This window comes from Gelatiniphilus marinus, assembly GCF_042684345.1.
GTDB lineage: Bacteria > Bacteroidota > Bacteroidia > Flavobacteriales > Flavobacteriaceae > Gelatiniphilus > Gelatiniphilus marinus.
In genome coordinates this window covers 1-20,846 of sequence record NZ_JBHULK010000010.1, presented here as the reverse complement: position 1 = coordinate 20,846, position 20,846 = coordinate 1, and the positions used below count along the sequence as shown (strand labels likewise).

The window sequence follows — 20,846 nt, the reverse complement described above, 5'->3', positions numbered from 1 at the left end:
AAAAAAACCAAAAGAGCCTGCCCTGCCAACGCTGACACCAAATCAAACCAACTAAAACATCACGACTGACTTCCTCTCTTGGAAATTTATTTCCTCCAATTAACACTTCTTAACACTAAATAACACTCGTTAACTGTTTTTTGATTTTTATATGCTTTGTTTTGGATCATTATTAATCACTAATACTTTAACCTATGAGAAAATTAGTTTTTCTTTCAATGTTCGGACTAATGTCCGCTGGGGCGTTTGCCTCAAATGGAGAAGAAGCCCCAAAGCTTCCTGAAGCCAATGCAGAAACCATCGAAAACAGTGTGGAAACTGTAGAAGCCGAAACAGCGGAAAATGCTGTAAGGGCTGAAATCACAGTAAATTGTGAAGACGGTTCTTCATATACTGTTAGTTGTGGCAGTTGTAGTACTGCCCAATTGATTGGTATTGCTTGGGCTCTTTGTAGCTAAATTCATTTACCCGTCTCGGCTTTGCCGAGACGGGTTTTATTCAATTAAAAACAATTATAATACAATGAGATTTTTGATAATTTTATACTTTTTAGCTTCAATTTCAGTTTGTAATGCCCAAAGTCGGGGCATTGTTTATTATGGGCATATAGAAAGCCCCGGAAAAGGTGGTCCAGCAGGACTTGACTTTAACGCCTATTTAGTGTTCGACAAAGAAGCGTCTTACTACGTAACGGCCAAAGACTCGCTTGAAAATCAATCTGAATTGGAAAAACAGCAAACCAAAGAAGTAAATGGGAAAACCCAAGTCTATCTGGGCAAACACACTTTACCGCAAGGCAAACAAGTGTACTACAATAGACAAAAAGACAGCCTTTGGTGGAACAAAAAATATAAGGAACCCGTTTACGGTCGCGAAAAGAGAGAAAAAATAAACTGGAAACTGGAAGCTGAAACAAAAACTTTTGGCGGACTTATCTGCCATAAAGCCACAGGAGTTTTCAGGGGGAAAACTTACACGGCTTGGTACACAAAAAAAATACCCTTGCCCTACGGACCTTGGAAACTTCAAGGGCTTCCGGGGCTAATTCTTGAAGCTTATGACGAGAAAAAAGAAATGTACCTTTATTTTAAATCGGTTGAATATCCTACTCAGCAAAATTTATCAGTGGGGCCAATTGTTAAACCCAAAGAAGACAATAAATACAATTGGATTTCAATTGACGAATATAAAGAACTGCTTGAAAAAATAGTGGAAAAGAACAAAACCAAAGCCATATTGATTGCCAAACAAATGGGTGGCGATGTAACGGTAAATTCAGGTGGAATTGAAACACTTAGCGTAGAGTTATTTGAATAATTTCAAACTATTTTAATGGACAAAAACCCCATATAAAAGTGGAGTTTCATTTTTTACAGATATTTTTATGAAATCCATTCTGCCCCTTGTTTTTCTTTTTATATCGGTTGGCAATTATGCCCAAAATATTGTTGTTTCGGGCTTAACAACCGATAACCAATTTCAACCTATTGAAAGTGTTGTTGTAATGGCCAAAAACCAAGAAAATGAAGTTTTGGGCTATAGTTACAGTAACGAAAAAGGGTTTTATAAAATAGAATTTGAATCGGGCAATATGCAATCGTTTTTACTTGAAGTTTCAAGCTTGGGATATGCTACCATTGAAAGGGAAATCAACATTGATGACCAAACCACCTACAACATCAACTTTAAAATGGAAGAAAAGGCAGAATACCTAAGAGAAGTTGTTGTAGAAGCTCATCAAAAAATTAAAGTAAATGCCGACACAACTTTTATCAGGGTTTCGCAATACACCACCAAGACCGAGCAAACAGTTGAAGATGTGCTAAAACGCCTGCCCGGAATAGAAGTTTTGCCCGATGGCAGCATAAAAGCACACGGAAAACCCATTGAAAACCTTTTGGTTGAAGGTGAAAACATATTGGACAAAAACTATAAAATCCTTTCCAAAAATTTGGATGCAAGAACATTGGAAGAAGTTCAAATTTTGGACAACTACGAAGAAAACCCCATTTTCAAAAGTCTTTCCAATTCAGAAAAAGTAGCCATAAACCTAAAGTTGAAAAGCGATTTTAAAAACATTTGGTTTGGTAATGTTTCAGCGGGCTACGGACTTGAAAACCGTTATCAATCGGCATTGACTTTGGGCTTGTTGAAAAAGCGGATAAAATTGTTGGAATTCAGCAACATCAACAACACAGGTAACAAGGCGTCTAATTTGTTACAAAACGAAAATATTGTGATTGATTTATCGCAAATGTTTCAAAAAATAGAGAAAAAACCATTTTCAATTTTTTCAATAGACGAACAAGAAGAAAACGTTTTCAATTCCCGAAGTATTTTTAATACATCAATGCTTCATTCACTTGGGATGTCGTCAAAAGTAAACGACAAGTTGGCTGTTAGGGGTTCTGCAAACTTCATTTCAGACAAAACAGAGCAAGATTACCAAGCCATAACCCAATACAATACAGGAGAAAACAACACAACTTTTTCAGAAATAAGCAATTACGAAAACAAGAACAAGGTTGGCTCTACGGAATTGGAATTAAAATATGCGCCCAATGCCAAAAACTATATCGTAAATACGGCAACATACAACCGAAATCCGCATAATACAATCAATGGCATAATGTTGGGCAACATAGGTGTTTCGCAAGAAAACGATGCTTTTTCAGAAACGTTTTATAACCATTTGGAACATACGTACCTTTTAACGAACAACACCGCATTGTACAATTACTTGTATGTTGGTTATGGCGTTTCGCAGGAAAATGCCGAAATATCACATCCTTTGTTGAATGATTTGTTGGAAACGGAAAACACGGAGCCGTTTTTTCAGGATGTCAATAACAAGTTCAATTATTACGGTCTGCAAAGTACAATGCTGACCAAACGTAACAAATGGGAAAACCAACTGAAGTTTCACGCCCATTTTGAAAATGAAAATGCATCGAGCCGGCTTTTTACCGAAACTGAAAACAACTTTGACGGCTATATGAACAATTTGAAAATCGACAACAATTTTCTTTCGGTTTCCGAAGCGTTAAAGTTTAAACTGAAACAAAACAACTATGTAAAAGGAAGCCTTTCACTCACACAAAATTGGTTTAACAACGATGATTTTTTACTGAAAAACGTTTCTTTTACGTTTAGGCAAAAGCTAAAAAACATTGGGGTAATTAAGTTAAACTACAACTATAAAGAAGATTTGCCCAAAGCGCAAATGCTCTTATCTGATTTTGCTTTAAACTCATACCAAGATTTTGTAAGTGGCACAAATGAAATAACAAAGCTAAAAAACTCTATTTTCTCGTTTAACTACAGCTTGTACAACGATGTTAAAGGGTTTTCTATAAACAGCTCATTGCTTCACACCATTGCCCATTCGGGCTATGCCCCAAATGCTTACACTAACAGTAATTTTATTTTTAACGGTTTAATACCATACGCAGGTGGTGAAAACACGCTTGCCAATGCAAGCCTGACCAACTATTTCAGCAAGTTGAAAATAGCTACTAAATGGGAAACCGACCAAAGTTTTATCCAATCGCCCTTTTCGGTTAATGAATCGGAAGTTAGCAACCTTAAAAACTATTCGGGAAGCTATGCTTTTTCCGCAAGTTCGTACTTTAAAAAATGGTTTAATTTTTCTGGTGGTGTTTCGTATCGTTTTTCATCTTCAAAAGTGGAAGGGAATTTGAATTCTTTTGAAACCAAAAAGGCTTTCTTGGATTTCAATTTAAAAATCTCGGAAGCCTTAAAAGCTACCGTAAACAACGAATATTACATCCTGAACAACGAAAATTACGCTTTTTTAAATGCAACCATTAACTACGAGCCGAAGAAAAGCAGATGGTCTGGAACGCTTTATTTCAATAACCTTTTGAATGAAGAAGAATACCTTATTCAGCAAATCAATTCTTTTACGTCTTATGAAAAGCGTTTGAAACTGATGCCTGCTTATGTGCTTTTCAACATAAAATACAGGTTCTAAATTTATACAACCAATTTATAACCTACGCCCCTTACATTCAATATTTTAATGGTTGTGTCTTTTGACAATCGTTTTCTGAGCTTGCTGATAAACACGTCCATACTTCTGGCCGAATAAAAATCGCTGTTGCCCCACAATTGAGCCAAAACCACATTTCGGTCTATCGTGTCGTTTTTATGTTGGGCCAAGTACAACAACAACTGACTTTCCCTATTGGTAAGGGTTTCCTTTTTTTCTTCCTTGTATTGAAGGGTTTGGTTTTTGGGGTCGAACTTGTACTGGCCAATTAGAATATCGTTGTTTTTATTGGAAGTATTCCGGTTGCTCAACAAGTTTTTTATGCGCACAATAAGTTCTTCAATGCTAAAGGGTTTTTTCAGGTAATCGTTGCCACCGGTATTAAAGCCCGTAACCACATCCTGCGGTTGCGATTTTGCGGTAAGGAAAATAATGGGCGTTTCATCATCGTTTTTCCTGATTTGTTCAGCTAAGGTAAATCCGTCTTTTTTGGGCATCATAACATCAAGTACCAACACATCGGGGCGGTTGGTTTGGTACAATTGATAGGCTTCTTCACCATTATGGCAAAGTTGAACGGCAAAATCACGGGTTTCAAGGCTTTCTTTCAAGATTTGCCCAAGTGCGGTTTCGTCTTCTGCCAATAATATAGATGTTTTTTTATTCATTAGGTATTGAAATGGTAAATGTTGTGGCGTTGTTTTTTAAAGATATTTTGGCGGTGCCGAGATGTTTTTCCGCTATTTTTTTTACGTGGTACAGACCAATTCCCGAACCTTTGACATTATGGATATTACCTTGTGGCACGCGGTAAAATTTATCAAAAACCTTTGTCGCCTGTTCTTTCTTTAAGCTGTTTCCGCTGTCGGTTACAGAAATTGAAAAGACTACACTGTTTTCAATTGTAATTTCTATTTGGTTTCCACCATATTTTATGGCATTGTCCAACAAAGCACCAAACGCATTCCCGAGATGAAACGAGTCAATAAAAGCTTCTTTTTGAGAATTATCAGATAAATGCAAAGTGATGTTTTTTTCTGCGGAATTCAATTTATAATTTTCAACAATGGCAGTTGCCCATTCTTCTACATCGATAGTTTGCCTGTTAAGTGTCCAATTATTGGTGTCTAAAAGTGCCGTGTCCATAAGTTGGTCTACCATTTTGCCCAGTTTTTCCAGTTGTTGGTTGGAATAGTCTAAATATCGGTTGGTTTTTTCGGTGTCGTTGTTTGCATTAAAATTCCGAATGCTTTCCAATGCAGCCCCAATGGTAGAAATAGGCGTTTTGAACTCGTGGGTAATGTTGCTTATCAAATCGTCTTTTATTTCAGAAAGCTGTTTTTGTCGCTTCATTACCCAGAGCATATAAAACAGTGCAAATAGGATAGCAACCGTTAATAAAAGCGATAGGAAAATGCTCAACAAGCTTTTTTTAAGTATGGTTTTTACCGCATTGGGAAATTGTATTTCTATGCTTTCGCCTGTTTTTAAGTAAGTGGACTTTCCTTTTGCAGAAAAGTGTTTTGAAAATGAATTCCCTTTGTGCGCTGTTGCAAAAAGCGAGTCGTTTTTATAATAATTAAGCGTGTAGGGAATAGTGTACTCTTTTCTGTTCAATTCACCATCTAAAAGTGTTTTCAGTTTTTTAAAATCGATGAAATCTTTATTGACAGATATGTAGATGTCTTTTATTTCATCCAGTATTTTCAAGCTATCGGACAGTTCCTTTACATTTATTTCCTTGATGCTTTCAGGATGGATTTTATCGATAATTTTTTGACTGTCATTTCCCGTTATGATTATTTTCCCCGATTCGGTCAGAAGCTCTTTTTTAGCTTTAACAGAAATTGAACTTTCCTTTGCGAGTTCTACAAAATAATTATCAAGGGCAACATCTAACGCCTGCTGAATTTCACTTTTAAAGCCCGTACTGTTTTTTTGATATTCAGAATAACCCCAAAACAATTGCATTGCTATTGTGATGATAATAACAGCGGTCAATAAATAAGGGATTCTTCGATAGAGTTTTTCCATAAATCTGTCAAAGATAGTGAATTTCTAATTTTGGCAAAATGTACCTGAACACGCTAACAAATAAACTATGGAAACAAATTACCGCAAGCACATCCCGCTTTTCCCAACGCAAAAGCCAACGGCTTAAAAAGCGGGAAGAGCTTGCTCGTTTAGTGCTTTTAAAGAAAAATACGGCGGAATTGCCAAGCAGAACGCAGAAAACCCAGTGCCCAACAACGGCTATGAAAAATAGCTACAAAAGGATTAATCCAAAGTTTTTTGTACTTTTAAAACCAATAAAGCTACTCGGAAAGGTTTGCGTGTACTTGCACGCTACTTTTCATAGCCGCAACCCGTTCGGCGGCATTTAGCCCTATCGGGCACATACCGCCGAACGTCCCGCGCAGCTGCGCTGCCTGCACTACGGCGTGAAAACGCCGCAGAACAGGCAGCTATACGCCATTTTGCAAAGTGAAAACGTTTCACTACTTTTCACTTTGCAAAACAGCGCATAGCTGCGCGGGACGTTCTACGCAATTTGAACAAACAGACGAACATTAAAGAAAAACAGAATATGGAAAAATGGAATGAATTATGCTTTATACTATCCGAAAGTATTCCATCTAACGCATCCGAACAAGTTTTTGAACTAAAAGTAATCCAAGCATTTGAAAAATTAGGTTGGAGTCATTTTAAAAGAGAAATTTCAGTTCGTGAAAATATACAATTAGGAGCATCGAATAGAATTACGCCTGATATTATAATTAAATCTGACGACACAAATTTGTTTGTAATTGAAGTTAAAAATCCTTCTGCAGATTTAAAAAACCCAAGTTATCAAAACCAACTTTCGTCTTATATGAGAATGTTACGTCTGAATTTTGACATCTTAATCGGAAATGAAATCAAAATATTTGTTGACGGTTCTTTAGTAGATTCAAACCAATCCGAACTATTAGAAAGAATTTCATTTAAAAAAGACAATCCAAAAGGTTTAGAGTTTATAAATCTATTCCAAAAAGAAACTTTTAGTTACCAAAATATTGAGAAATACATCCAAGAAAAAATTGAGAGCATTAAAGAAAATCAAACTGTTGAAAATCTAAAAAACGAAATCACAACAACCGAATATTCTGAATATTTAAAAAACGAATTGAAAAACAAACTTTTAAGAGAACAAAGCGAAAGCGTAGTCGAGAAAGTTTTGGAGGATTTTAAGATTAAAATTTATGATTCAACACAAACAGAAATACAACAGACAATTTATGTTCAAAGCCCACAAAACGATTCGGACAATTACAACGGAACATCAAAAGAACTTGAATTAGCAAAAATCTATAAAAAAGTTCCTGTATGGTTTAATAAGCCAAATCAGAAAAACAGTCAGATATTAATAAATTATATGAAATTACGAGAACAGAAAACACCAGTCACGTTTTTTGAACTCGAAAAAGCTTGCGAGAGAATTAAAAACTTTAGGAGCAGTTACCAAGCAATGAAAACGATTAGCGAAAGGAATAATGCAAAAGTCTTTGACGAAGTTGGTCGAATTATCTCGCTTTGGGAACCAGGAAAAAGTTTTGTAGAAAAGGAATATGAAAAGTTTAAAAGAAGATACAGCGGATAAAAAACTGCGTAGAACACCGTGTATAATTAATGGCTAGTTCTCGCTTACTTACGAAAATCCTCGCGGATTTTCTATTCGGTTTTTATTTACTAAATTAGGTGCTTAAACACGCCACTAATCATACACAAAACCGTTGTAGCCAATGTAAACTAACAATGGACACAAAAGAAAACATAGAGAAATTAAAAAAACTAAATAGGCAGATTAACGAAATAATATCCGAATTAAAAAAAGACTGTCTGAACATAACAGTTAAGCAACATCCATCGGACAAAATTGAGTTATCTGTGTTTAAAAGAATCGTATGAGCCAAAAGAATCTACTTTTTGTAAGAATAACACAAGATGTATTAACCAATAGTGCTAATGGACTTTTCAGTTTTGTACAGCACTTTAATATAAATATTGTAGCAAAGGACATACAAACAGTAGATGAACTTAAAGAACTATTAAAAGGTAACAGATACGACTACATATATTTAGCAGGACACGGAGATGAGACTTGTTTTACAGATAATAAAGATTTTAATCTCTCTTGGAGCGACATTGGAAACCTTATTTGCGAAACCAACTGTCTAAATCCTGAAAGTATAATAATGTTATATTGTTGTAAAGGCGGAATGGGTTCAGTTGTATATACTTTAATGGGTATGTGTGATAATATAAAATATGTTTGTGGAGCTAAACAATCTGTAAGCAGTTTAGATTTAACAACAGCATTTACAATGTTCTTATATCACTATGAACACAGAAAAATAAACCCTGTAATAGCAGCACAAAAAGCATCGTTTGCAACTGACATCAGACTTGAATGTTATGACCGTGGAGATGTTGAAATGAACCCATTATTTCACCAATATTATTACTGTGAAGAGTGCGGAAAGCAAATAGATGAAATTGAATAAAACACTGGCTACAACAACGTATAACAAAAATAAGGGCTAATGGTTTTCGCCCAAAAAGTAAAACCTAAAAAATCACAACAGGTTAAAACCGAAAAGTAAGTTAAAAATTTCCCTTACTTTCGTTATACAAAACCGTTACCTGCAAGCTGAAACCAGCCGCATATTTTAGCACTTTCGGTTTTTGCCAACGCTAAATTCCAATGCTCGAAAAACCAAAAGAGCTAAAATTTCCCAACGCTCAAGCCACCCTTATCTGAATAAAATTATCTATATTTGACAAAATTGTCAAGGCAAAATATTCAAGAAGATGAAAGAAACATTTGGAGAGTACATTCACAAATTGCGAATCGAAAATAATTTGACATTAACAAAGCTTGCTGCTGCTTTGGACATAGACCAGTCAACACTTTCAAAAATTGAAAATCAAAAACGAAGCGTTTCGGAAGATATAATTCCAAAACTTGCTGATGTTTTTAATTTAGACGTTATACAACTTGAAAAAGAATTTTTAAGCGAAAAAATTGCTGAATTAATTTACCAAAAAGACAATACTGCTGACCTTTTAAGTCTTGCAAAGGAAAAAGCAGATTATTATAGAATAACAAAAGCAACACAAGGTTTATTACAATTTAACAAATGATAGGAACATCTTTATTTTCAAGTGCTGGAATTTCAGAAACTTATTTCAATGAAATAGGTGTTAATATTACAGTTGCAAATGAGCTTTTGAAAGAGCGAGCAAATTTATATCGTTCAGTCAATAAAGACTGTAATATGATAGCTGGCGATATTCAAAATGAAAAAATATTTAATCAAATTCTTGAATCATCATCTGATAATCTAGATTTTTTGATAGCATCACCACCTTGCCAAGGAATGAGTGTAGCTGGAAAAAACAGAAGTAAAAATCAAATGTTAACTGACGAAAGAAATTTTCTAGTTTTTAGAATAATCGAGTTTATTGAAAAAAAGAATCCGAATTATGTGTTAATTGAAAACGTACCAACTTTTTTCAAAATAGAGTTACCATTTCAAGGTCAGTTAATGAAAATAATTGACATTTTATCGCTTCTTTTTAAAGATAAATATCAAATAGAAGCAGAAGAATATGATGCACAACTATTTGGAGTACCACAAAGAAGAGTTCGTGCAATAATTAAAATGTATAAAAAGGGATTAAAATGGAATTCCCCAACAACTGAAAATATTATTACTGTAGAAGAAGCTATTGGACATCTTCCAAGTATTGAAGCAAATGAAAAGTCTAATTTAAAATGGCATTTTGCGAGAAAACATAATGAAAGACATATTACTTGGATGCAGAATACGCCAACTGGAAAAACAGCATTTGAGAACAAAATACATTTTCCTGTCAAAGAAAACGGAGATAGAATAAAAAGCTACAACACTACTTATCGCAGAATTAAATGGGACGAACCCGCACCAACAATCACAATGAGAAATGATGCAATCAGCTCACAATTAAATGTTCATCCAGGAAGAAAATTATCAAATGGATTGTATTCTGATGCAAGGGTCTTGACACCATTAGAACTAATGCTTTTATCTTCTTTACCTGCTGACTGGAATATTCCGAATGACACCAATGAGCTTTTAATAAGAAAATGTATTGGTGAGTGTATTCCACCTTTGTTAATAAAAAAAATTGTTGAACAGATTCATAATTAATAATGACATTAAGAATAGATAGCAAAAAGTGGATTTTATATCGCCACATAAGTGATTTTGAACTTTTATGTTCAGTTGCAGAGTTTTTAAAATCATTTTCTAAAACTGCAATATCGAAAGAAGAAAAAGCACGTCTAAATTTAAAACTACGTGAAGTAGGTTTATATAGTGAGAGAAATCCTGATATGCCTCTTGATGCAATAAATCATAAAATCAATCAACTGTCATATTATATGTTTGGATATCAAGCGAAAATTGATGGTGATGATAGGTTTTTATATAGTCCACTTGGAAACCTTTTCTTAAAACATATTGAGGATAAGGAAAAGTCTTCGAAAATATTCCTGACAATGTTATGGGCTGTTCAATACCAACATCCTCATAGTGGTACTAATAAAGATTTTCAATTATATCCTTTTCGATTAATTTTTAAGTTACTGTCCGATTCTAGATTAGAAAACAAACTTTTTGCTTTTGAAGTTGCATATATTGTGGTGTTTATCCAAGAAGTAACATCTGATATTTATGAAGAGTTAGTAAAAGAGATATTAGATTTAAGAAAATTATCCAACGAAGAATTAGCTGAAAAATTTCAGGAAGATAGACACGCTTATGTGAATTCAGCGTATGAGTGGGATTATTATGTGTCAACATTATTTTCAGGGGCAGGTGTTTTAGATAAAACACAAGGAGAATTAATTTGTAAACTTCAACACGGTACAACACAAACTTTTAGAAAAGTAACTAGAAATGTTGTAGAAATTCCAGCTCAATTAAAAGACCTAGTTAATAGTCTTGAAACAAATTACTCTTTTTTAGAAAAACCACTTTTACTAAATGACCCTGAAAGATTAAAAATAGATGTTATAAAAGAGATTTATAGTTTCTATCCAAGAATTTTACTTGATTCAATCGGAGAAGTTGAAAATGAATTAAAGTTTGAATTACTTAATCTTCCGAAATTAATTGAACAGTATTCAAATAATACAGATGGTGAAGAAGCCTACTTATTTGAAGATGCTCTGACAGATGGTTTTAATATGTTCTATAATGTAGATGCAGAAAAAATTGGAGGTGCAGGAAACACAGACATTGAGTGTCTTTATTTGACGAAAAAGAAAAAGTTTGCTGTTGATGCAAAATCAACGAAAAATAAATTGTCTGGAATAAATTCTGGCAGATTAGCTGGACATAGAGAAAAAATAGGTGGTCAATATACAATTGTAGTTGCACCACGATACGTGCCTGCTGTTTTGCAAGACATCAGAACTTCGCCAATAGTAATAATTAGAGCAAGTACATTTTCAGAATTTTTATATAACTGCATAGATAACGATATAAGAGAAATCGATTTTGAAGATTTCGATACAATAATCACAAATAATTTAGGAACCGATATTAGTAAAAGCATTTCAAATATGACTATAGAAAGGTTCGCAACAAAAAGATAAAAATAATTATGATATCAATTACAAGAGAGAACAATATGGATTTAATGTCAAGATATCCTGATAATTATTTTGATTTGGCAATTGTTGACCCACCTTATGGGATTTTAAACAAAACTAAAAGAGGTGGAGATAGAAAATTTAATATGAAAGAATATGCACAATGGGATGTAAAACCCAATGATGAATATTTTAATGAACTTTTCCGTGTTTCAAAAAACCAAATTATTTGGGGTGGTAATTATTTTGGACAATTGTGGTTAAGGAGTGAATACAATAAAGGTTATATAATTTGGGATAAAAAACAACCTGAATCACTTAACAATTTTGCAATGGCTGAAATGGCTTGGTCTTCATTAGATAGACCTGCTAAAATTTTTCACTATAGCGTTAGAAAAAATAGAAATAAAACTCATCCAACACAAAAGCCACTTGACCTTTATAATTGGCTACTTAAAATGTATGCTAAACAAGGAGACAAAATACTTGACACACATTTAGGTAGTGGAACAATTGCTATCGCTTGCTACAATGCAGGAATTAGTTTAACTGGTTGCGAAATAAGTGAGAATTATTTTGAGAAATCTTTAGAAAAAATTAAGGAACATTTACCAGATGTAAAAGTAGATACATCAATTCCAAGTGCTTATTCAATTCAGTTCCCGAATCAAGAAAAAGAATCTCACGAACTTAATGAAATATTGATTGAACAAAACAAGCAGTTAAGAATATTTAAAGAAACACAAGCAGAATATCTGACTGAAAAAGCCAACGCTTAAAGCCATACACATTTACAATTCGCTTCAGCCACTACACAAGCCAAAAATTGCAAAAGAGTATGTCTTTGCCAACGCTAGCAAGTTTGCGGAATGAAAAAGCCAGCAGGTAACAACGTGTATAAAACATAGCTATTACAGGTTTTTCGAGAGGTTTTTGCATATTTACAAAGTACGCCAAATTTTTAATTTTGTATATTTAGAAAAAGAAAGTTAAACATAAAAATTAAAAATTCGGCTCGTGCTAAATCTGAAAAGTTAGTGTCTTTTTATACGCTACGTTTCATACACAAGACCGTTGTGGTGCATTTGTGAAAAATATTAACTAATTAATTAAATTGCACTATAATTTTATATTTGTGCAAAAATGAAAGTTCAAGTGGTAGTAGCAATTATTTTAATAATTTTAGGAACTGGATTAACCGCTTACGGTGGTTATATTTTGTCCAATCATGGGACTAAAGAGTTAAAAACCCAACTCGCCAATCAAGCACATCCGATTCCTGATGTTCTTTATCTTGACTTAAATTTTAAATCAAAAGTCAATAAATACATAAATGATAGTATTCTAAATAACGCCTATGCAAAAACCAATGTACCAAATGGAGATGTAAAAGATATGGATAGTTTACACTTATCTATATTTTTTGATGAGGTTAATTTTAAAAATAATCCAATTGCAAAGAAGAATTACGACATTCAGCCTTCATTTATTGAAATGCTGAAAAAAATTAAAGTATTGGGCTATATATCATCCGCAAAAAACAGTTCGTCAATCCAATTCACAAAAAATGGCAACCTACTTTCTACTTCCACAAAAAATATAAACGAATATACCTCAATAGAAGTAAAAAATTTCAATAAAAAAACTGAAGAAATTAATTATTCCATAAGTGATTACCAAATGGGATTGACAGTAACCTCAAATGCTGAAAGCCTTTTGGATTTTGAAAATGGCAAAATCAAGATAAGTATTATCGCACCAAAAGAGATTGAAATTAATAATATTTCTGACATTATTATTAAAACAAAACGCTCAAAATACTTCAAAGTTGAAGATGTTAATATTAGTGAGCTAGGAGAGATTACAGGTAAACTAAAACGAGTAATTTTATAATGAAATCCATTTATATCTTGATATTTATATTAATTACTTGTATCTCTTGTAAGAATGAGTCAGAAGCGAACAGATTAAAGGCTGTTGAACTTGAGTTAAGAGAAAAAGAACTAAATCTCAAAGAGCGTGAATTAGAACTCAAGAACAAACAAAGTCAAGAGATTAAGATTGAGACTAAAAAACCCCTTAACAATTTATTTGAAGAGAATAAAGAATCTATATTTTTAATCGAAGCAAATAATAGTACAAATAACACTTCATCAATGGGAAGTGGGTTCTTCATAAGAGAAGATGGTTTGGGTGTTTCAAATTATCACGTTTTGGCAGATGCAGAAAATGCCATAATTTATACAAATAGAGGTAGTCGTTATATGATTTCTGAAATTGTCAATTATAACGAAGAATCTGATTACGTTGTTTTTAAAATTTCCAACAGTGCATCCAATAATTTTAGACCTGTTAAGTTCGCTAAATCAAATCCGAAAATTGGAGAAGATTGTTTTGCAATTGGTAATCCAAGAGGATTGACACAGACACTCTCAAAAGGTATAATTTCTGGTTATCGTGAAAACTATATTCAAACAACTGCACAAATAACACACGGAAGTAGTGGCGGAGCATTATTCAACAATGACGGAGAAGTTGTCGGAATAACCACTATGGGTTATAAGGATGCAGATTTAAATTTTGCACTTAATACAGTAAATTTTGATTTCTTTAAGACAAATAATATTATAGAGAAGCCAATTATACAAGAAAACACAAATTACGAAGAAATAGCTGTTTCAAAAATAAAGCAATATTTAATAGCCTTGGGTAATAATGATTTTGCTGAATTAGACAATCTATTTGCCCCAAAATTTACTCGTTTTTACAACAAATTTGATTTAAATAAATACGAAGCAATTACAGAACATAAAAAATATGCAGAAACCTATCCAAATCCCCAATCAAGTATTTTTTATAATTCAATTAAAACAAACCGAGATTATGACGGTTCTATAACTGTTAGTTTAAAAATATCTAATACAATAAAAAAAGCGAGTTGGAACAAAAGCCGAACATATGAGTTTGAAATGTTTGTTAGATTCAATAAAAATTTGCAAATAAATTCAGTCTTTACTAATATTATTAAATAAAACGGACTGAATAACGAAAAGTGAAATAAAAAACGACACCACAACACCGTATATAAAAAATAACTAGAGAAGTGCCAACTCTAAAATTTTGGCGTATTAAAAAACACAACGACAATCTGAACAGTAACAGCATTTTTACACGTTACTTTTCATATACAAAACCGTTGGCACCAATTTGAGAAATGAGAATACTATTTTTTTCAGCTTTTTTACTAATAATCATATTACTGATTAGATATTTCTCGTCCTCAAACTCAAAAATTGGCTTAAGATTTCTTTCGATTTTTGGAATTATAATCGGACTTTCAGCACTCGGAATGAATTCAATATTTGATAGCACATTTGGAGCATCAACACCAGTAACCTTGCGAATTGAAAACTTGACCAAAAAAGAACTAAAAATATACTCGATTGCGTTTTGGAACAACGCTTGGAGCGGAAAAGGGAATTATGTGACATATGGTGGTAGAATAAAATCAAATAAAAAAACAGAATTTGATTTTGAAAATGACGGAACGACTGAATTTTGGGTAGTCGGTAAAAACCAAGATAACGGAATTGAGTACCTAAATGTAATAACGGAATCAAAAGGCGAATTTGATATTGAGATATTAGACAATTCAAGGTTTGATGAACAGAAAGTTGATTTAGCACAACAATTGACATTCAAAACGGATAAAGCAACCCAAGGAACTCAATATTTGATTTGGATAAATGTAATTTTGACTGGAATACTGATTTTAACACTGATTAAAATAAAAACTGGTGCCAACAAAGTGTAAAAATAATAAGGGTTAAGTGCAAGCCCCAAAATTAGTACATGTTTACAAAATCCGCCAAATTTACAATTTGACGATTTAAAGAAGAAAAAATTAAAACGAAAATTGTAAATTTGGCTAAGTGCTAATCCGAAAAGTAAGTGCGTTTTAATCCCTTACTATTCTTACACAAACCGTTGCCCACAATTAAAAAAATCACGTATGAAAAGAAAAATTTTGCTATTTATTGGAATTGTAATTTTAATTGCCACAGTACGAAATTGTTTTTCGGACGACAAAAATAACGCTGACAATAAAAAAACTGAAACGCAAAATAATACGTTTGAAAAAGAAATTCGAACTGAAAAAACCGATACAATTATAGTTCAATTCACTAAAAGTAAAGACAGAATTTTAGCAATGAAAGAATTGGCTTATTTTGAAAATAAATTGCAAAACTCATTTTGGACTGAATTTCAACAAACGAATAAATACGGACGGAAATATGGTCCGAAAGAAATAGAATTTAGCCAAAATAAATTTGAGAATTTTGCCCAAAAACTAGGATTTACGGAAACTAAAAATGGGACTTTAATGGATTATGATGGAATGAAAAACGGATTTCATATTTATTTAGATAATAATGGAGCAGTTCCTTCATCTTCAGGTTGGGTTCAGAAATGGAAAATAAAAGTCCAAAAAGAAAAGTCAGATACAATATATAAATTGGAAAAAGATATTATATTGAATCCGAGATAATAACTGTGGGCAACAACGTGTATAATTAATGGCTAGTAATCGCCTACTTACGAAAATCCTCGCGGATTTTCTATTCGGTTTTTATTTGCTAAATTAGATGCTTAAATACGCCACTAATCATACACAAGACCGTTCGGCGGCATTTAGCCCTATCGGGCACATACCGCCGAACGTCCCGCGCAGCTGCGCTGCCTGCACTACGGCGTGAAAACGCCGCAGAACAGGCAGCTATACGCCATTTTGCAAAGTGAAAACGTTTCACTACTTTTCACTTTGCAAAACAGCGCATAGCTGCGCGGGACGTTAGGCACAAGCTGAAAAAAAAGGAACTTTTGTAACACCTTCGACTATTCTGTATCTAAACATAAAACCTTTTAATTATGCAGTTTCCTTTTAGTAAATCATATTCAGATACAGAACAACAAAACCTTGTTAAACAAGCTATAGATGGCAACAAAGAATCTTTAAATGAAATTATAAGTTATCATCAGCCATTTATCTATAATGTAGCTTGGAAAACGTGTCACAACCCTATTGATGCTCAAGACTTAACTCAAGAAGTACTTATCAAAGTTATTACCAAATTAGGGCAGTTCAACTTCAAAAGTAAATTTAGAACATGGTTGTATCGTATCGTGGTTAACGAATTTTTACAATCCAAAAGAAGAAAAAGCGAAAAACAATTTTCAGATTTTGATGACTATGGAGAACGTTTAGACCAAGTTCCAAATCCAGAATTAAGTATTGAAGAAGAAATTAGCTACCAAGAGTTATCTAAAGAAATGCAAGTTCAGTGCATGAGCGGAATGATTATGTGCTTAAATAGAGAACAACGTCTAATATTTATTTTAGGCGCAAGTTTTGGTATTGACCACACACTTGGAGCTGATATTTTTGGTGTAAGTCCTCAAAATTTTAGAATAAAGCTTCACAGAGCGCGTAAAGATTTGTTTAATTATATGAACAATAAGTGTGGTTTGGTAAACAAAGAAAATCCTTGTAGATGCCCTAAAAAAGCAAAAGCTTTGAAACAAATGGGTGTTTTAGATGAAGAAAAAATGCTATTCAACATCAAAACTAAAGTGAAAGTAAAAGACTTTGTAGAAAATAACCACGAAGAAGCTTTAGACGATTTTACGACAACTTACACTAAATTATTTCAAGAGCATCCAGTAAAAGATGATTTTGACAAAGATACTATCATTAAAGAGCTTATAAACAATGATAAACTTTCAAACTATTTCAAGATATAAATTAAGTTGAGATTTCAGTTTGAAAATGAAAAGGTTACTTCTGACGGAGGTAACCTTTTTTTGGTTTTGTAACACATTACAAATTCATGTATCAAAATAATAAATAATATAAAATTTATTAACATGGAATTTAAAAAAGAAATTACTATTAACAAGCCAATAGAAGCTGTTTGGGACATATTGGGAAATCAATTTGGTGATGCATACAAATGGGCATCAGGTTTAAATCATTCTAAAGCATTTAGCCCACCAGTGATTAAAGGGGCACCTTCAAATAATAGATCTTGCGAACTACCATCTGGGAAAATCAAAGAAGTTATTAGAAAATTTGATGCAAATAATCATATCCTCGAATACGAAGTCATTGAAGGCTTTCCCTTTTTTGTTGATTCTGCAATCAATAATTGGCAACTAACTTCAATAAGCTCAGAGATAACTAAAGTAGATATGCATCTTATAGTAAAGACTAAAGGTTTGGTAGGTAGTATTATGAATCCTATGATGAAAATGCAACTAAAAAAACAAATTGAGCATATTCCAAATGACTTGAAATACTATGTTGAAACAGGTAAACCAAGTCAAAACAAAGCAAAAGAAATTGAAAAGTTAGCTGACAAGGTTGCATGAGTTTTGTAACACATCAACAAGTTTGGTATCCAAATAATAAACAATTTAAAATATAAAACATGACAACAAAACAAATCGCTGAAAAATTGACCTCTCTTTTAAAAGAAGGAAAGTTTGATGAAGTTTATGATACTTTGTTTGACCAAGAGAAGGTAAAACACATTGAACCACAATCGCCTTACTTTCCTGATATTAAAGGTGTAAAAGCCATAAAAGAAAAAGATGAAATTATGAGAGGCAACATTGCTGAATTTCATTCTATGGAAGTTGGAGAAGCCATTACCAGTAAAGATTTTATTGCTTTACCCTACAAAGCGTCATTTACTTTAAAAGATGGAAATAAGGCAGAGTTAGATGAAATTATTCTCTATCAAGTAGAAAATGGAAAAATTATTCTAGAACAATTCTTTTACTAAAAAACAAATTAAAATGAAAAACACATTCAAATCTGTAGCTGTATTACTATTAATATCAATTGGTCTTAATGTTTCAGCACAAAGTATGGAGAAGAAATTCCGAACAGTTAAAGTAGAAATAAAAATAGATGCACCTGCTGAACGAGTTTGGGAGGCAATGGTCTTAGATTATGGTGAAATATCTAATTTTTCACCTTACATCTACACTTCAGAATATACTAATGGCTCTTTAAAAGGAGAAGTAGGTGCTGAACGTAAGTGTAACTTTAATGCTAAAGGTACACAATGGTCTAAAGAGCGTATTGCAGAAATTGACAAAGAAAATATGGTAATGCTTAACGTAGTTATTGACGGTGCAAAACTACCACTAAACTTTGACAATTCTCAAGCTTTTTACAGAGTGAAAGACAATGGTGATGGTACATCAACAGCTTCTTATGAATTTCAATTTAGAACTAAACCAGCATTTTTAGGCATCATTGCAAAGGGCGGTTTCAAAAAGCAAATGTCTGGAACTTTAGTTGGTCTAAAGCATTACATAGAAACAGGAGAACGTGTTACTGGAGGAACAGACAAATACAAAGAAATTAAAAAGAAATATCCGAAAGCAACAGTAATAAAAACATAAATAAAAATTTTAATTAACATCTAAAAATCAAAAACATGAAAAAAGTAACAATTTTATTTATCTTATTAATTTCTGCAACTACGATGTTGCAAGCTCAAACGCCATTAGTAACAGAGATTGAAAGTTCAGCAGATAAAGTTTGGGAGCAAATTCGAAAAATGGACAATATTGATGAGCTATCATCTTTTGTATCAAAAGTACAATGGAAAGGTCCAAAAGGTATTGGTGGCGAAAGAGTTTGTACTTCTGCAGACGGAAATGGTTATTTCAAGGAAAAGATAACAGGATTTGATGACAAAACCCGAACGTATTCGTATCAAGTAATAGAAGGCGTGCCAGCTAAAGACATGAACAATATGATTAAAGTAGTTGATTTAGGCTTTAACAAATCGATGATTGTTTGGACATCGAGCTATGAATTTATCGAGAATCCGAATATGACCAAAGAGCAATTTGATGGATTTATAACGAGTGCTCGAGTAGAAATGGTAGAAAACATAATTAAATTGGTGAAATAAAGCCAGTGCCTAACAACGTATATAAGCAATAGCGGTTTGAGTATCAACTTGAACCGCTATTTCATTTTATTAAAGTATATTGTAATCTGAAAATTAATAACGTTAAAATCCGCTACTGCTCATATACAATCACGTTCGGCGGCATTTAGCCCTATCGGGCACATACCGCCGAACGTCCCGCGCAGCTGCGCTGCCTGCACTACGGCGTGAAAACGCCGCAGAACAGGCAGCTATACGCCATTTTGCAAAGTGAAAACGTTTCACTACTTTTCACTTTGCAAAACAGCGCATAGCTGCGCGGGACGTTGGGCTTCATACAGAAAAAAAATCGAACTGAATCATATTTTTTGTACATTTGATTAAATAAAGAGATATTATAATGGATATTCGTACAACAAAACTTGAACTACTAAAAACAATTTTGGAAACTGAAAACAATGATTTTATCCAAAGAGTAGCTGACTTTGTAAAAAAAGAAAAAGTCGATTTTTGGGACGAACTGACTTCAACTGAACAATCTGAAATAAAACAAGGTATTGAGGAACTAGATAACGGAAAAAGAGTTTCTTACGAGTCATTCCTAAAGAAAATTTCTTAATGAAAGTATTCTTATCCGAACTTGCCGAATCAAAACTTCTCAAATTATCTGAATATTTACTCGAAGAGTGGAATTTAAAAACGCGTGACAAGTTTATTTCAAAACTGAACGATAAAATCAAACAAATATCAAAACAACCCGATAGTTGTCCAAAATCATCAGAATTTAAAAATCTATACAAATGTGTTGTTACAAAACAAACCACATTTTTCTACAGAATAATAGTTGAACGAAAAGAAATAGAAATAATTACAATTTTTGACACACGACAAAATCCTAATAAATTAAAGAAAGATATCGATTAAAAAGTACGAAAGCCCAACAACGTGTATAATTAATGGCTAGTACTCGCCTACTTACGAAAATCCTTGCGGATTTTCTATTCGGTTTTTATTTGCTAAATTAAGTGCTTAAAACACGCCACTAATCATACACAAAACCGTTCGGCGGCATTTAGCCCTATCGGGCACATACCGCCGAACGTCCCGCGCAGCTGCGCTGCCTGCACTACGGCGTGAAAACGCCGCAGAACAGGCAGCTATACGCCATTTTGCAAAGTGAAAA

The 20,846-nt window shown here is 33.1% G+C and carries 23 protein-coding genes; 21 read left to right on the top strand and 2 right to left on the bottom strand.

Annotated elements, in window-relative coordinates:
- The first annotated feature begins 218 nt into the window (after positions 1-218).
- From ACFSQS_RS15700 to ACFSQS_RS15690, 3 genes are all read left to right on the top strand, one after another.
- Positions 219-458 carry a hypothetical protein gene (locus tag ACFSQS_RS15700; protein ID WP_388021116.1) on the top strand — a complete coding sequence of 80 codons (240 nt, stop codon included), beginning with the start codon at positions 219-221 and terminating at the stop codon, positions 456-458.
- Between the two features lie 64 nt (positions 459-522).
- A complete protein-coding gene (locus ACFSQS_RS15695; protein WP_376894608.1) occupies positions 523-1,317 on the top strand; it encodes a GLPGLI family protein in 795 nt (264 codons plus the stop codon).
- 67 nt (positions 1,318-1,384) lie between these two features.
- Positions 1,385-3,994, top strand: coding sequence for a carboxypeptidase-like regulatory domain-containing protein (locus tag ACFSQS_RS15690; protein WP_376894605.1), 2,610 nt, complete (start codon positions 1,385-1,387; stop codon positions 3,992-3,994).
- 2 nt (positions 3,995-3,996) lie between these two features.
- Here the strand turns inward: ACFSQS_RS15690 and ACFSQS_RS15685 are convergent, their stop codons facing one another.
- Positions 3,997-4,680, bottom strand: coding sequence for a response regulator transcription factor (locus ACFSQS_RS15685; RefSeq protein ID WP_376894603.1), 684 nt, complete (start codon positions 4,678-4,680; stop codon positions 3,997-3,999).
- Positions 4,673-6,046 carry a sensor histidine kinase gene (locus ACFSQS_RS15680; protein WP_376894601.1) on the bottom strand — a complete coding sequence of 458 codons (1,374 nt, stop codon included), beginning with the start codon at positions 6,044-6,046 and terminating at the stop codon, positions 4,673-4,675. Before ACFSQS_RS15680 ends, ACFSQS_RS15685 begins: the two co-directional genes overlap by 8 nt.
- 38 nt (positions 6,047-6,084) lie before the next feature.
- On the opposite strand from ACFSQS_RS15680, the gene ACFSQS_RS15675 reads away from it, so the two are divergent.
- From ACFSQS_RS15675 to ACFSQS_RS15590, 18 genes are all read left to right on the top strand, one after another.
- Positions 6,085-6,396 (top strand): hypothetical protein, encoded by a 312-nt coding sequence (locus tag ACFSQS_RS15675; protein ID WP_388021113.1) that lies wholly within the window; start codon positions 6,085-6,087, stop codon positions 6,394-6,396.
- Between the two features lie 203 nt (positions 6,397-6,599).
- Positions 6,600-7,652 (top strand): hypothetical protein, encoded by a 1,053-nt coding sequence (locus tag ACFSQS_RS15670; protein ID WP_388021111.1) that lies wholly within the window; start codon positions 6,600-6,602, stop codon positions 7,650-7,652.
- A gap of 304 nt (positions 7,653-7,956) precedes the next feature.
- On the top strand, positions 7,957-8,556 hold the full coding sequence (locus ACFSQS_RS15665; protein ID WP_388021109.1) for a hypothetical protein: 600 nt from the start codon (positions 7,957-7,959) through the stop codon (positions 8,554-8,556).
- Positions 8,557-8,863: 307 nt separating this feature from the next.
- Positions 8,864-9,196 carry a helix-turn-helix domain-containing protein gene (locus tag ACFSQS_RS15660; protein WP_271856422.1) on the top strand — a complete coding sequence of 111 codons (333 nt, stop codon included), beginning with the start codon at positions 8,864-8,866 and terminating at the stop codon, positions 9,194-9,196.
- On the top strand, positions 9,193-10,245 hold the full coding sequence (locus ACFSQS_RS15655; RefSeq protein WP_388021106.1) for a DNA cytosine methyltransferase: 1,053 nt from the start codon (positions 9,193-9,195) through the stop codon (positions 10,243-10,245). Before ACFSQS_RS15660 ends, ACFSQS_RS15655 begins: the two co-directional genes overlap by 4 nt.
- A 2-nt stretch (positions 10,246-10,247) precedes the next feature.
- Positions 10,248-11,696 (top strand): restriction endonuclease, encoded by a 1,449-nt coding sequence (locus ACFSQS_RS15650; protein WP_388021104.1) that lies wholly within the window; start codon positions 10,248-10,250, stop codon positions 11,694-11,696.
- An 8-nt stretch (positions 11,697-11,704) separates the two neighbouring features.
- Positions 11,705-12,472, top strand: a complete 768-nt coding sequence (locus tag ACFSQS_RS15645) for a DNA methyltransferase (protein ID WP_388021102.1) — start codon at positions 11,705-11,707, stop codon at positions 12,470-12,472.
- A 364-nt stretch (positions 12,473-12,836) separates the two neighbouring features.
- Entirely contained in the window at positions 12,837-13,586 is a 750-nt protein-coding gene (locus ACFSQS_RS15640) for a hypothetical protein (protein ID WP_388021100.1), read from the top strand.
- Positions 13,586-14,725 carry a S1C family serine protease gene (locus tag ACFSQS_RS15635; protein WP_388021098.1) on the top strand — a complete coding sequence of 380 codons (1,140 nt, stop codon included), beginning with the start codon at positions 13,586-13,588 and terminating at the stop codon, positions 14,723-14,725. The genes ACFSQS_RS15640 and ACFSQS_RS15635 overlap by 1 nt, the downstream gene beginning before the upstream one ends.
- A gap of 317 nt (positions 14,726-15,042) precedes the next feature.
- Positions 15,043-15,507, top strand: a complete 465-nt coding sequence (locus ACFSQS_RS15630) for a hypothetical protein (protein WP_388021096.1) — start codon at positions 15,043-15,045, stop codon at positions 15,505-15,507.
- Positions 15,508-15,705: 198 nt separating this feature from the next.
- Complete coding sequence (locus ACFSQS_RS15625; RefSeq protein ID WP_388021094.1) at positions 15,706-16,242, top strand: hypothetical protein; 537 nt, start codon at positions 15,706-15,708, stop codon at positions 16,240-16,242.
- Between the two features lie 380 nt (positions 16,243-16,622).
- Positions 16,623-17,495, top strand: a complete 873-nt coding sequence (locus ACFSQS_RS15620) for an RNA polymerase sigma factor (protein ID WP_388021092.1) — start codon at positions 16,623-16,625, stop codon at positions 17,493-17,495.
- 123 nt (positions 17,496-17,618) lie between these two features.
- Complete coding sequence (locus ACFSQS_RS15615) at positions 17,619-18,122, top strand: SRPBCC family protein (RefSeq protein ID WP_388021090.1); 504 nt, start codon at positions 17,619-17,621, stop codon at positions 18,120-18,122.
- A 59-nt stretch (positions 18,123-18,181) separates the two neighbouring features.
- The gene (locus tag ACFSQS_RS15610; RefSeq protein ID WP_388021088.1) at positions 18,182-18,538 is read left to right on the top strand and encodes a SnoaL-like domain-containing protein; all 357 of its coding nucleotides are present in this window, start codon (positions 18,182-18,184) and stop codon (positions 18,536-18,538) included.
- Between the two features lie 13 nt (positions 18,539-18,551).
- Positions 18,552-19,166 (top strand): SRPBCC family protein, encoded by a 615-nt coding sequence (locus tag ACFSQS_RS15605; protein ID WP_388021086.1) that lies wholly within the window; start codon positions 18,552-18,554, stop codon positions 19,164-19,166.
- 35 nt (positions 19,167-19,201) lie between these two features.
- Entirely contained in the window at positions 19,202-19,684 is a 483-nt protein-coding gene (locus tag ACFSQS_RS15600; protein WP_388021084.1) for an SRPBCC family protein, read from the top strand.
- Between the two features lie 379 nt (positions 19,685-20,063).
- Complete coding sequence (locus tag ACFSQS_RS15595) at positions 20,064-20,282, top strand: hypothetical protein (protein WP_388021082.1); 219 nt, start codon at positions 20,064-20,066, stop codon at positions 20,280-20,282.
- Complete coding sequence (locus ACFSQS_RS15590; protein ID WP_388021080.1) at positions 20,282-20,587, top strand: type II toxin-antitoxin system RelE/ParE family toxin; 306 nt, start codon at positions 20,282-20,284, stop codon at positions 20,585-20,587. Before ACFSQS_RS15595 ends, ACFSQS_RS15590 begins: the two co-directional genes overlap by 1 nt.
- Positions 20,588-20,846 lie beyond the last annotated feature (259 nt).

What these genes read in the sequence shown, in the direction of transcription:
- ACFSQS_RS15700 (WP_388021116.1), top strand. Translation starts at nt 219, where the DNA reads ATGTTCGGACTAATGTCCGCTGGGGCGTTTGCCTCAAATGGAGAAGAA.
- ACFSQS_RS15695 (WP_376894608.1), top strand. Translation starts at nt 523, where the DNA reads ATGAGATTTTTGATAATTTTATACTTTTTAGCTTCAATTTCAGTTTGT.
- ACFSQS_RS15690 (WP_376894605.1), top strand. Translation starts at nt 1,385, where the DNA reads ATGAAATCCATTCTGCCCCTTGTTTTTCTTTTTATATCGGTTGGCAAT.
- ACFSQS_RS15685 (WP_376894603.1), bottom strand. Translation starts at nt 4,680, where the DNA reads ATGAATAAAAAAACATCTATATTATTGGCAGAAGACGAAACCGCACTT.
- ACFSQS_RS15680 (WP_376894601.1), bottom strand. Translation starts at nt 6,046, where the DNA reads ATGGAAAAACTCTATCGAAGAATCCCTTATTTATTGACCGCTGTTATT.
- ACFSQS_RS15675 (WP_388021113.1), top strand. Translation starts at nt 6,085, where the DNA reads ATGTACCTGAACACGCTAACAAATAAACTATGGAAACAAATTACCGCA.
- ACFSQS_RS15670 (WP_388021111.1), top strand. Translation starts at nt 6,600, where the DNA reads ATGGAAAAATGGAATGAATTATGCTTTATACTATCCGAAAGTATTCCA.
- ACFSQS_RS15665 (WP_388021109.1), top strand. Translation starts at nt 7,957, where the DNA reads ATGAGCCAAAAGAATCTACTTTTTGTAAGAATAACACAAGATGTATTA.
- ACFSQS_RS15660 (WP_271856422.1), top strand. Translation starts at nt 8,864, where the DNA reads ATGAAAGAAACATTTGGAGAGTACATTCACAAATTGCGAATCGAAAAT.
- ACFSQS_RS15655 (WP_388021106.1), top strand. Translation starts at nt 9,193, where the DNA reads ATGATAGGAACATCTTTATTTTCAAGTGCTGGAATTTCAGAAACTTAT.
- ACFSQS_RS15650 (WP_388021104.1), top strand. Translation starts at nt 10,248, where the DNA reads ATGACATTAAGAATAGATAGCAAAAAGTGGATTTTATATCGCCACATA.
- ACFSQS_RS15645 (WP_388021102.1), top strand. Translation starts at nt 11,705, where the DNA reads ATGATATCAATTACAAGAGAGAACAATATGGATTTAATGTCAAGATAT.
- ACFSQS_RS15640 (WP_388021100.1), top strand. Translation starts at nt 12,837, where the DNA reads ATGAAAGTTCAAGTGGTAGTAGCAATTATTTTAATAATTTTAGGAACT.
- ACFSQS_RS15635 (WP_388021098.1), top strand. Translation starts at nt 13,586, where the DNA reads ATGAAATCCATTTATATCTTGATATTTATATTAATTACTTGTATCTCT.
- ACFSQS_RS15630 (WP_388021096.1), top strand. Translation starts at nt 15,043, where the DNA reads ATGAATTCAATATTTGATAGCACATTTGGAGCATCAACACCAGTAACC.
- ACFSQS_RS15625 (WP_388021094.1), top strand. Translation starts at nt 15,706, where the DNA reads ATGAAAAGAAAAATTTTGCTATTTATTGGAATTGTAATTTTAATTGCC.
- ACFSQS_RS15620 (WP_388021092.1), top strand. Translation starts at nt 16,623, where the DNA reads ATGCAGTTTCCTTTTAGTAAATCATATTCAGATACAGAACAACAAAAC.
- ACFSQS_RS15615 (WP_388021090.1), top strand. Translation starts at nt 17,619, where the DNA reads ATGGAATTTAAAAAAGAAATTACTATTAACAAGCCAATAGAAGCTGTT.
- ACFSQS_RS15610 (WP_388021088.1), top strand. Translation starts at nt 18,182, where the DNA reads ATGACAACAAAACAAATCGCTGAAAAATTGACCTCTCTTTTAAAAGAA.
- ACFSQS_RS15605 (WP_388021086.1), top strand. Translation starts at nt 18,552, where the DNA reads ATGAAAAACACATTCAAATCTGTAGCTGTATTACTATTAATATCAATT.
- ACFSQS_RS15600 (WP_388021084.1), top strand. Translation starts at nt 19,202, where the DNA reads ATGAAAAAAGTAACAATTTTATTTATCTTATTAATTTCTGCAACTACG.
- ACFSQS_RS15595 (WP_388021082.1), top strand. Translation starts at nt 20,064, where the DNA reads ATGGATATTCGTACAACAAAACTTGAACTACTAAAAACAATTTTGGAA.
- ACFSQS_RS15590 (WP_388021080.1), top strand. Translation starts at nt 20,282, where the DNA reads ATGAAAGTATTCTTATCCGAACTTGCCGAATCAAAACTTCTCAAATTA.